The organism is Vibrio sp. QJM3NY_26 (assembly GCF_057786005.1).
Genome location: NZ_CM173515.1, coordinates 1,989,700 through 2,001,489 on the forward strand (window position 1 = coordinate 1,989,700; position 11,790 = coordinate 2,001,489).

Consider the following 11,790-nt stretch of genomic DNA (forward strand, 5'->3'; position numbering starts at 1 on the left):
TTGCAGAGTAGGCTTTTTTGTTCATGGACAAACGATAAGCAGGTTTCAAAATTAGAAACGTATTTCATTAGTGACAGTCCCTACCCCTTTGATCGTGACCGACACTTGATCTTTATAGACCAATGCATGCGTTCTCCCCGGTGTGCCCATAAATACAAGGTCACCTGGCTTTAGAGTGAAGTAATGGCTTAAGTAACTGACAACTTTTCGCGGGCTGTGAATCATGAAAGATGTATTTTCTTGTTGGACGATATCGCCGTTAACACGTGTTGTAAGTTCGACATTGTTATAATCAATGCCTTTCACAATAGTGTGACCAATCGGTCCAAACCCATCCGATGCCTTGGCTCGCAACCACTGCAAATCACTGTTCTGCCAACTTCTTTCCGTTATATCATTACCCACCGTGACACCGAAAATTGCATCTTCTGCTTCTTCTTGACTGACTTTACTAATTTCTTTGCCAATCACGACCACCAGCTCACCTTCAAAATGCACATTCTGAGCATCAAAAGGGGCGTGAATGGTTTCACCCGATAAAATCAAAGAAGACGGCAGTTTCAAGAATAAAGGAGGCGGTAAATCAGGATGAGAAGCAGCATGACTCACGTAGTTCATACCAACGGCAAAGACTTTCTCTGGCTCAGTAGGAAGCAACAGTTCAACTGATTCAAGTGGAATCGAGGTTTTTTCAATTGAATATTTGCTAAAGATGTCACCATTGATTGGAAAAATAGCGTCTTTAACCAACTTTCCGTAGCTGTTTTTGTCTTGATAATGGTAACGCACGAATTGCTCTGTATTTACATTGTTTTGCGTGCTATCCGCAACAGCATAGGCGGAACAAGAAGCAGTAAGTATTATCGCCAACCCTTCAATTAACTTCATGATTTATCCTTAATTATTTCATTTCTAACACATACTGTAGCCTACACATCGACACCACATTGACTGTTATCAATTATTTAATACGTTCTCCTTCTCTGTTCACATTATTCCCTTTTCTACACACATAAAAAAACCGAGCAACTCGCAGTGAGTTACTCGGTTTGACTTATTCCCGATGTATTCAGTCGTTGTTGGTATCAACGAACGATTTTGCAATCACGACTGAATTCAATGTGATGCTTCGTTCCCGCAAAGCACCACATCAATACATGCCATTGTTAAACGGCATGTATGTTAATCATTTACAGTTGAGCAAATGATCCTTCCCACGAGTATGTCTCACCCGCGAACTCAACAGTGTGAGTTGCTTGCTGCGTGTCTTCAGCTTGGTTTGAAATACCATAGTGGTAAGTGTTGCCAGAAGTAGTCTGAATGCGAACAACAGTCCCGACACTGTTATGGCCCACAACAGACACTGATTTAACTAGACCACGAGCGCCTACAGAGGCTTCGATAGACTCGTTAAAGTAACCATGCGTTTCTAGTACAGAAGCAAACACGTGGTTTTGACCAGACTGACGTAAGATAAACGCAGGTTCACTCTTAAGATTGAAGTCTGGATCGTTAGCACCAGTGCGAGCAAAAATCACTTCGCTGCCCACATTAGCGCTGGTTACTAGGCTGTAGTAGCTGCTGTCATGTAGCCAGCTTACTAGAGAACCCTCTTCATTCACTTTGCCTGAAGCCACGTTCCATAGGTGTTGGTAACCGTTGTCTTCACCTAATGGCTTAAGCGTTTTTTCCATGTTGTAATCGAAGTCAGTACGGATGATTTGACCAGAGTGGTGAACTGGTAGGTCGTATTGGTGCTCAGCGTCAGCTTCGATGCGATATACATCGATAACTAGTGGCTTCTCGAACTCAGGAAGTTCAGCAAGAATCACGCTGCGTTGCATGTCTACGCCTGTGTAGTACTCAGAAATTGTGCCGCTCATGCCTTGCAGAGACTGGTCGTCTGCTACGAAGAAGTGCTTCTGACCAAACTTAGACTCAGCTAATGCTGTGTTGAAATTGTTCTGCGTTTTCTGATCAACCGTTACTGTGTTGTGAGCAACCGTCTGCTTACAGTAAGACTTGTTCTCTGGAATGTAACGACCGCCAAATTTAGGCTCAACGTTTACCCAACGACCGAAGCCGTAATCGTGCAGTACTTCGTGGCCACGGTTGAATACGCTTAGGTGCAATCCATCGTAGTGACCGTGGTCTAGAGCCGAGTGGTACTGGTGATCAGAACCGTGTTGACCAAACCAGATCAACGCCATCGTATCGTCGTCTTTCTCGTCACGGTGACGAAGGATGCTTACGCCGCCTTTTTCACCTTCAGGGCCGTCGGTTACAAACAGGCTGCCCCAGTTGAATGCTTTGATGTCGTCTGCTGAATCAACTGCGTCAGACAATGTTTTACCTGAAGCATGAACCCAAACGTTTTGTTGGTGGTTAGCCATACCAAGCAGAGTTTCAGTCTGCTCGTAACGGTGGTAACACACAGACGTTGCCATGATAACGCCTTCATCGTTGATAGAGATTGTCTTCGATGAATCGTTCAGAGCTGGCAATGTACCGTCCGGGAATGCCGTTTTGAATACAGAGTAAGACGTTGTCTTGATCACTGAATCGTTGAATTCATAGATACCAACTTCAGGCTGACGACGTTCAATCGCTTCTGCGAACAGGTAGATTGGACGTAGAGAGAAACGGTGGTAGTAAGGACCTTCCATGTAGTAGCCGTCTGGCGAAAACAGTTGGTCAAGTTGCGCTAAGAAACCGCCGCTTACTTTGTCTAGTTTCAGGCCGTAAAGCGCTTTGTCTACAGACTCTTGGTCGTTGATCGCGTAACCACAGATACCAACCGCTGCCACTGCCCATAAGCCGTGGTTATGTACGATATCGAAGTCGTGTGCGTAAGTAACAACGAACATTTCGATCATTTGCTTAAGAAGATCGTCTTCGATCAGGCGCTTCTGCTCTTCAGAGATAGTGTGGTAGATGCAGCTGTACGCACAAGAAGCGTAAAGCATCCACATGTTCTCGTTCAACGTTTGGTGGAACAGCTTACCCGGAGGGTTAGAGTCACGGCTTACGTTGCTTTCCAATGTTGGGTATACCGTCGCGTACGCTGTTAGCATATCAACGATGTAATCACGGTACTTAGTTTCCTCAGTGATAAGGAACAAACGACCCGCCAGATCCATATGGATGTAGTTTTGCTTATGGCGGTTGTGTTCGTAACCGCCGCCTTCACCGTGACCTGGAACTTCAATGCCAACTTCCGCCATGTAAGCGTCAGTTTGTTTAATGTCGCGAGTCAATGCGTTACCTAAAAGGCTATCCTTGCCAAGTTCTTTACGAAGCTCTGCTGCTTCATCAAAGTTAAGTAAAAGTGGTTGATAGCTCATTATTATTTCCCCTGCTCTGCTGTGCTTGCTAATTCTGGGTTTAAAATTGTTTCTACTGAGTAGAAGCCTGTCCAACTGTATACTTTGCCGTTCAGTTCTACTTTGTGTTCAGTGTTGTCAGTCGCGCCAAGTTGGTTGCTGATCATCACTGTCACGTTTGATTTCTCTGTGGTGATCTCAACTACTGAACCTACATTGGTGTGAGCTACTACTTTGATATCTTTCACAACACCACGTGCACTTACAGATTGCTCGAATTCTTCGTTGAAGTAACCGTGCGTTTCAACAACAGAAGCAAACAGTGTTGTTTCGCCTTTGCTACGTAGAATGAATGCAGGCTCTGAACGTAGGTTGAAACTTGGATCGTTAGCGCCAGTGCGAGTAAAAATCACTTCAGCATTGTCGTTAGACGTTGCACCTAGCCACGTGTAGTAAGTGTTGTTTTGTAGCCAGCTTACAAGTGCTGTGCCCTTCACTTCACCGCTTGCCACGTTCCATAAGTGTTGGTAACCGAAATCGTCACCTAGAGTGTTCAGCTCTTTGTTTGCTTGGTATTCGAAGTTAGTACGAACAATCTGACCTTGATATTGGTGTGAGTAGTCGTATTGATGTTCGCCTTCGCCGCCTTTCTCAGAATCTAAACGGTAAAGGTCTAATAGTAGCGGAGATTCTAGCTCTTCAAGGTTTAGCATGAACACGCTGCGTTGCATGTCAAAGCCTTGGTAGTGATCGTTAGCAAATGCACTCATACCGTTGATTTGCTCGTCTTCTACTTTAAAGAAGTGAGGTAAACCGTGTACTGAGTCTGCACGTTCAACATCAAAGTTGTTCTGACATTTTTCATCAATCGTTACTGCGTTGTGAGCAATCGTTTGACGAGCGTAAGATTTGTTTTCGTCTAGGTAACGGCCGCCGAATTTAGGCTCAACGTTCACCCAACGACAGAAGCCGTATTCACGCAGGACTTCTTGACCGCGGTTGAAGAAAGAAATGCCCAGCGTATCGAAGTTGCCGTGACCCATGCCGTGTTGACCGTAGTTCATCACTAGCTGAGAAACGTCGCCTTTCTTATCCTGCATGCGGATAAAACCTTGTGCGCCGTTGTGACCTTGAGGGCCTTCGTTCAACTCAACACTTGGCCAGAAAGGCATGCCGATTTCTTTCTCAGCAGAAGCGGCTTCGTAGGCTTTAGATAACTCAAGACCACATGGATGCATCCATACTGCGTCTTGAATCTTCGCCATACCGAGAATGTTTTGGTCTACACCGTTTTCAGAAGAGTAATGCTTGCTGTAAACACTGACGGCAACTTGAACACCCATGTCTGTGATACCCATAGTACGAGAAGCATCATTCAGAGCCGGGAACTCACCGTTCGGGTAAGCCGTCGCAAGCATCGCTTGTACTGTGTTGCCAATCACGCCGCCTTTGTAGTTGTAGATATCAACTTCAGGCATGTGGCGGTGAATCACTTCAGCGAACACACACGTTGGGCGAATCGCATAACGGTGGTAGTAAGGGCCTTCCATGTAGTAACCAGAAGGTGCAAACAGTTGAGAAACTTGCGCTAAGAAACCGCCAGTGTCGTTACGGTCGATGCCGTACACTGACATTTCAAGGTACTCACGCTTGCCTAAAGCAAGACCACAGATACCGACAGCGGCTACTGCCCAAATACCGTGGTTGTGAATGCGGTCGAAGTCGTGTGCGTATTTAACGGTGAACATTTCTAGCATTGGTTCGAAAATGCGAGACTCAATGTTGTCACGTTGTTCTTGTGTCAGTGTTGAAGCAACACAAGAGTAAGCTAAGCTTGAGAACATTAACCAGCAGTGTTCGTTCAGAATTTGGTGGAACAAACGGCCGGTAGGGTTGGTGTTTTTCTGTACGTGGTAATCAAACGTTAGATATTTGTCTGCGTACTCTTCTAGTAATTCTGTAACAAAGTCAGCGTACTTTTGCTCTTTAGTGATCAAGAACATGCGACCAGCTAGATTCATGTACGTGTAATTTTGCTTATGGCGGTTATGTTCGTAACCCCCTGCTTCACCGTGACCTGGAACATCAATAGGTAAACGCATGAATGCTTCTAGGTCTTTCGCGTTCGCTGCAATGGTTTTGCCCATTAAGCTAGAACGGCCCACTTCAAGGTGAAGCTGCTCGATTTCAGCTTCAGTCAACAATACTGGTTTAGTCGTCATATTCTTTGTCACCCTCAATAAAGAGTTTATCTGCTTAAACTTTGATTAAATTCTCAAACTCCATATAAAGTAATACAATAAGAGCTTTAATTATACCTATTCGTTACCAAATGATGATTAGAATCACATAATCAACCGTAAGTCATTGATGTGAATGACTAATGATAAATATCGGTCATTTATTAAGTTATTGATTTATTTACGCTATATAAAGTATCGCTTGATCAATATCACACAAATTTAGATATATTGTATTACAATTGAGCTCGTTCCCTTATGATGGATGCAAGTTAAGTAACACTTAAAAGATTTAAACAGATTAGGAGATACACAATGAACTCTTTCTTTATCCTAGATGAAAACCCATGGGAAGAACTTGGTGGCGGCATTAAGCGTAAAATCGTTGCTTACACTGACGATCTTATGGCTGTACACCTATGTTTTGATAAGGGCGCGATTGGTCACCCTCATACTCACGAAATTCACGACCAAATCGGTTATGTTGTCCGTGGTAGCTTCGAAGCTGAAATCGACGGCGAGAAGAAAGTGCTTAAAGAAGGCGATGCTTACTTCGCTCGTAAACACATGATGCACGGTGCGGTTGCCCTAGAACAAGACAGCATCCTTCTTGATATCTTCAACCCTGCGCGTGAAGATTTCCTAAAATAATAACTAGCGCAACCTCAGTTGCTAAGGTAAGCATATGAAATCATTAAACATCGCGGTCATTGGCGAGTGCATGGTTGAGCTACAAAAGAAACAAGACGGGCTTAAACAAAGTTTTGGTGGCGATACGCTGAATACTGCACTTTACTTGTCACGCTTAACAAAAGAGCAAGATATCCAAACAAGCTATGTAACCGCACTAGGCACTGACCCATTCAGCGTCAACATGTTGAAAAATTGGCAAGCTGAAGGTATCGATACAAGCTTAGTGGCTCAGCTCGATCACAAACAACCAGGGCTTTATTACATCGAGACCGATGAAACTGGTGAACGCAGCTTCCATTACTGGCGTAGTGATGCTGCAGCGAAGTTCATGTTTGATCAGGAAGACACGCCTGCTCTTCTTGATAAGCTGTTCTCTTTTGACGCGGTTTACTTAAGTGGTATTACGCTGGCAATCTTGACAGAAAATGGTCGCACGCAGCTATTCAACTTCTTAGACAAATTCAAAGCTCAAGGCGGCCAAGTATTCTTCGACAATAACTACCGTCCTAAACTTTGGGAAAGCCAACAAGAAGCGATTTCTTGGTACTTGAAAATGCTTAAGTACACAGATACGGCTCTGCTGACGTTTGATGATGAGCAAGAGCTATACGGCGACGAAAGCATTGAACAATGTATTACACGTACGTCTGAGTCTGGTGTGAAAGAGATCGTCATTAAACGTGGCGCGAAAGACTGCTTAGTGGTTGAAAGCCAAAGCGCTCAGTACGTTGCACCCAACCCTGTAGACAAAATCGTTGATACTACCGCAGCTGGCGACTCGTTCAGTGCAGGCTTCTTGGCCAAGCGCTTGAGCGGCGGTAGTGCTCGTGATGCTGCATTTGCAGGTCATATTGTGGCAGGAACCGTGATTCAGCATCCAGGTGCTATCATTCCTCTAGAAGCGACGCCTGATCTGTCTCTATAATTACGCACTTTAACTATTAATCAAGGGTTTGCTTAGTTGAAAGCAGGCCCACATTTGACGTGAGAAATAATTCATGACGACATTAAATGAACAACTAGCAAACCTAAAAGTAATCCCTGTAATCGCTATCAACCGTGCTGAAGACGCTATCCCTCTAGGTAAAGCGTTGGTTGAAAACGGTATGCCATGTGCAGAAATCACACTGCGTACAGAATGTGCAATCGAAGCGATTCGCATCATGCGTAAAGAATTCCCAGACATGCTAATCGGTTCAGGCACTGTACTGACTAACGAGCAAGTTGACGCATCTATCGAAGCTGGCGTTGATTTCATCGTAAGCCCAGGTTTTAACCCACGTACTGTTCAATACTGTATCGACAAAGGTGTTGCAATCGTACCGGGTGTTAACAACCCAAGCTTAGTTGAGCAAGCAATGGAAATGGGCCTTCGCACGTTGAAGTTCTTCCCTGCTGAGCCTTCAGGCGGTACTGGTATGCTTAAAGCACTAACAGCAGTTTACCCTGTTAAATTCATGCCTACTGGTGGCGTAAGCTTGAAGAATGTTGATGAATACCTATCGATCCCTTCTGTTCTTGCGTGTGGCGGTACTTGGATGGTTCCAACTAACCTTATCGACGAAGGTAAGTGGGACGAACTAGGCAAGCTTGTTCGTGACGCAGTTGATCACGTTAACGCTTAATCTATTTTAGATTTGGTGATAAAGCCTCACTTCGGTGGGGCTTTTTGTTATCTGAGGTTTTTCAATAACTGGATTTTGTTATCTAGATCTTTTGGGTAACTGAAGTTTGATCGTTGATAGTTTGAGGCTGTTACCTGAAGAGCACGACGCTCAAACAAGTTAAGACCTCTACAATACATTCCCGTTTATCAGGCCATCCACCAGCTTTGTGACTGGTAATTTGTAATTTTGTGCACGTGCTATTTCACTGTGCTAAAACGCCTTACACGACCTGGCAAACACTCTAAGCACTCACTTATGTAATCTAACTCACTCGACTCATACCGTGTCTTGAGCCCTGTATCGACGCATCCGCCCTTACTCACCATTAAGCATACAAACCTCTTACATATGGTTAGAAATCGCCATGAAGCAATACAAGGCTTATGGCTATGATTATCGCTTATCGGATATCGGATATCGGGTATAATTCTCGCTAGCGCCTACTCCAATTTCGAGCGGTTGGACAAACCAAGACTCTAAACACAAGAACAGCAGAAAAATTGAGCGGATAAATCGCGTAGATAAATAGTACGGATAAATAATGAGCAATTCAGGGCGTGAAATAGAAAATAGCGACATAAAAACAATAAGCTACACTTAAATGCTAGAAACAATATTTTGCGATTTAGTACAGAGATTTAACGTGAATCCCGTCGCACAACCACGTTCAGTTGTAGCACATTTGTTACGGTTATAATTAAAATCTTATAAATAAGGTAAACTAAAGCCTTACTACTTATATTGTAATACATATAAACATTTGATCTTCAATTTACCTTGGATCTAGAGTAATTCATAAAAACAATTAAAGCCAACAAAAACAACAAGTTAATCCAACTTGTCGTGTGTACTAAAAAATCAATGCGACCTAGATCATACTAAAGGCATATTGTAGTACAAATAAACCTTTGGACGCGTTAATCTAAGCCCAGTTAATTATGATATTTAAAAGGCTGAAAAGATGACTATTGATACTTTTGTTGTTCTCGCCTACTTCTTCTTTTTAATCGCTATTGGTTGGATGTTCCGTAAGTTCACCACGTCGACTAGTGATTACTTCAGAGGGGGCGGCAAAATGTTGTGGTGGATGGTTGGTGCAACCGCCTTCATGACACAGTTTTCAGCATGGACGTTTACTGGAGCCGCAGGACGCGCATTCTCCGATGGTTTTGTTATTGTAATTCTGTTCTTAGCCAATGCATTTGGTTATTTCATGAACTACATGTACTTTGCCCCAAAGTTCCGTCAACTTCGTGTTGTAACCGCGATTGAAGCAATCAGACAGCGTTTTGGTAAAACTTCAGAGCAGTTCTTTACTTGGTTCGGTATGCCGGACAGCCTAATTTCTGCAGGTATTTGGCTAAATGGTCTAGCAATCTTTGTTGCTGCTGTATTTAATATCCCTATGGAAACCACCATCATCTTCACCGGTGCTGTGTTAGTCATCATGTCGGTAACTGGTGGGTCTTGGGCCGTTGTCGCATCTGACTTCATGCAAATGCTAGTTATCATGGCGGTTACGATCACTTGTGCGGTTGCTGCTTACTTCCACGGTGGTGGCATTACGAACATTGTTGATAATTTCCAAGGTGACTTCATGTTGGGGAATAACCTCAACTATGTAAGTGTATTCGTACTATGGGTTGTTTTCATCTTTGTGAAGCAGTTCGGTGTAATGAATAACAGTATCAATGCTTATCGTTACTTATGTGCTAAAGACAGTGAAAATGCGCGTAAAGCGGCAGGCTTAGCATGTATCCTAATGGTTGTTGGCCCTCTTATCTGGTTCCTACCACCTTGGTACGTAAGTGCATTCATGCCTGATTTCGCATTGGAGTACGCTTCAATGGGTGATAAAGCGGGTGATGCTGCTTACCTAGCATTCGTACAAAACGTAATGCCAGCAGGTATGGTTGGTCTATTAATGTCTGCGATGTTCGCTGCAACAATGTCTTCTATGGATTCAGGTTTGAACCGTAACGCTGGCATCTTTGTAATGAACTTCTATAGCCCTGTTCTTCGCAAGAATGCAGAGCAAAAAGAACTCGTGATTGTAAGTAAGCTAACGACAATTCTGATGGGTATAATCATTATCTCGATTGGCCTATACATTAACTCGTTACGTCACTTAAGCTTATTTGATATCGTAATGAACGTGGGTGCATTAATCGGCTTCCCAATGCTTATTCCAATCTTCCTAGGTATGATTATTCGTAAAACACCAGATTGGTCGGCTTGGACTACATTGATTGTCGGTGGTTTTGTTTCTTACATCTTTGGTATTTCTCTACAAGCAGAAGATATTGAACACCTATTTGGTTTAGAGCAACAATTGACTGGTCGTGAGTGGGCAGATCTTAAAGTTGGCTTAAGCTTAGCTGCACACGTAATCTTTACTGGTGGCTTCTTCTTAGCAACTCAATTCTTCTATAAACCTTTATCAACTGAGCGTGAGAAAGAAGTTGATACATTGTTTACTAACTGGAATACACCACTTGTTGCTGAAGGTGAAGAGCAACAAAACCTAGATACTAAACAGCGTTCAATGCTTGGTAAGCTTATCAGCACAGCAGGTTTCGGTATTCTAGCAATGGCTCTAATTCCAAACGAACCAACAGGACGCTTGTTGTTCTTACTATGTGGTTCGATGGTACTAACCGTTGGTATCCTACTGGTTAATGCATCTAAAGGTCCGGCTAAGATGAACAACGAGTCAGTTGCTAAGTAGCTAAACAGCTAAAATAAGCAGCTAACAAGTTAAACCAATAATGAAGCCCATGTTACTCATTCGAGAACATGGGCTTTTTGTTGCCTACGATTTATCAAAATAGAACTTAATACGTACATGCCTCTATTTTCAAGACTCTATGCAAATCCCCTAACCTTCCCTCGGTGTTCATCTTCTTGACAACCATTTCCAATGGTTTGATCTCTTTCTGCTTTTCTTTCTGTTACTTTGAATGACAACACAAACACAACAGATAATTACAATGAAAAAAACATCACTATTACTTGCTTCCATTACTCTGGCAGTTTCTGGTGTAGCACAAGCTGACCAATTAGAAGACATCCAAAAATCAGGCACACTTCGCGTTGGCACCACAGGCGACTACAAGCCTTTTTCTTACTTCGACGGTAAAACCTACTCTGGTTATGACATTGACGTAGCCAAGCATGTTGCTGAGCAGTTGGGCGTTGAATTACAGATTGTTCGTACCACATGGAAAGATCTACTGACCGATCTAGACAGCGATAAATACGACATCGCGATGGGCGGTATCACACGTAAAATGCAGCGTCAGTTAAACGCAGAACAAACTCAAGGCTACATGACCTTTGGTAAGTGTTTCTTAGTTGCGAAAGGCAAAGCAGAACAATACAACAGCATTGAGAAAGTGAACCTTTCTTCGGTGCGTGTTGGCGTTAATATCGGTGGGACTAACGAGATTTTTGCGGATGCTAACTTGCAAGACGCGAGCTTTACACGTTACGAGAACAACCTAGACGTTCCGCAAGCCGTTGCGGAAGGTAAAGTTGATGTGATGGTGACAGAAACCCCTGAAGGTCTGTTCTATCAAGTGACTGATGAACGTCTTGAAGCTGCTCGCTGTGAAACACCGTTCACCAACAGCCAATTCGGTTATCTGATACCAAAAAGTGAACAACGTTTGTTGAACACGGTGAACTTCATTATGGATGAAATGAAATTGAAAGGCGTTGAAGAAGAGTTCCTGATCCACAACTCGCTAAAATAATCTTGTTGTGGTTTATACAGAGCAAAAAAATAGGCCAGCATTGCTGGCCTATTTCGTTTGGTTTTGTGGTTCGCCTTTAGTTTAATCGTTAGATTCTAATACCTAGGGCGCA

Annotated in this window: 8 protein-coding genes; 5 read left to right on the forward strand and 3 right to left on the reverse strand. The window is 43.3% G+C overall.

Going from position 1 to position 11,790, the window contains the following annotated elements:
* Positions 1-51: 51 nt before the first annotated feature.
* From AC3CH4_RS08925 to AC3CH4_RS08935, 3 genes are all read right to left on the reverse strand, one after another.
* Complete coding sequence (locus AC3CH4_RS08925) at positions 52-888, reverse strand: fumarylacetoacetate hydrolase family protein (RefSeq protein ID WP_488542841.1); 837 nt, start codon at positions 886-888, stop codon at positions 52-54.
* 302 nt (positions 889-1,190) lie between these two features.
* Positions 1,191-3,344 (reverse strand): heparinase II/III domain-containing protein, encoded by a 2,154-nt coding sequence (locus tag AC3CH4_RS08930; RefSeq protein ID WP_488542842.1) that lies wholly within the window; start codon positions 3,342-3,344, stop codon positions 1,191-1,193.
* A 2-nt stretch (positions 3,345-3,346) separates the two neighbouring features.
* A complete protein-coding gene (locus AC3CH4_RS08935; protein ID WP_171330558.1) occupies positions 3,347-5,545 on the reverse strand; it encodes a heparinase II/III domain-containing protein in 2,199 nt (732 codons plus the stop codon).
* 333 nt (positions 5,546-5,878) lie between these two features.
* On the opposite strand from AC3CH4_RS08935, the gene AC3CH4_RS08940 reads away from it, so the two are divergent.
* From AC3CH4_RS08940 to AC3CH4_RS08960, 5 genes are all read left to right on the forward strand, one after another.
* A complete protein-coding gene (locus AC3CH4_RS08940; protein WP_004733502.1) occupies positions 5,879-6,214 on the forward strand; it encodes a cupin domain-containing protein in 336 nt (111 codons plus the stop codon).
* Positions 6,215-6,248: 34 nt separating this feature from the next.
* Positions 6,249-7,181, forward strand: a complete 933-nt coding sequence (kdgK, locus tag AC3CH4_RS08945; RefSeq protein WP_146454185.1) for a 2-dehydro-3-deoxygluconokinase — start codon at positions 6,249-6,251, stop codon at positions 7,179-7,181.
* Between the two features lie 73 nt (positions 7,182-7,254).
* Positions 7,255-7,881, forward strand: a complete 627-nt coding sequence (locus AC3CH4_RS08950) for a bifunctional 4-hydroxy-2-oxoglutarate aldolase/2-dehydro-3-deoxy-phosphogluconate aldolase (RefSeq protein ID WP_017069898.1) — start codon at positions 7,255-7,257, stop codon at positions 7,879-7,881.
* Between the two features lie 1,003 nt (positions 7,882-8,884).
* The gene (locus AC3CH4_RS08955) at positions 8,885-10,651 is read left to right on the forward strand and encodes a sodium:solute symporter family transporter (protein WP_065204781.1); all 1,767 of its coding nucleotides are present in this window, start codon (positions 8,885-8,887) and stop codon (positions 10,649-10,651) included.
* Between the two features lie 262 nt (positions 10,652-10,913).
* Complete coding sequence (locus AC3CH4_RS08960) at positions 10,914-11,678, forward strand: transporter substrate-binding domain-containing protein (protein WP_488542843.1); 765 nt, start codon at positions 10,914-10,916, stop codon at positions 11,676-11,678.
* The last annotated feature ends 112 nt before the right edge of the window (positions 11,679-11,790 follow it).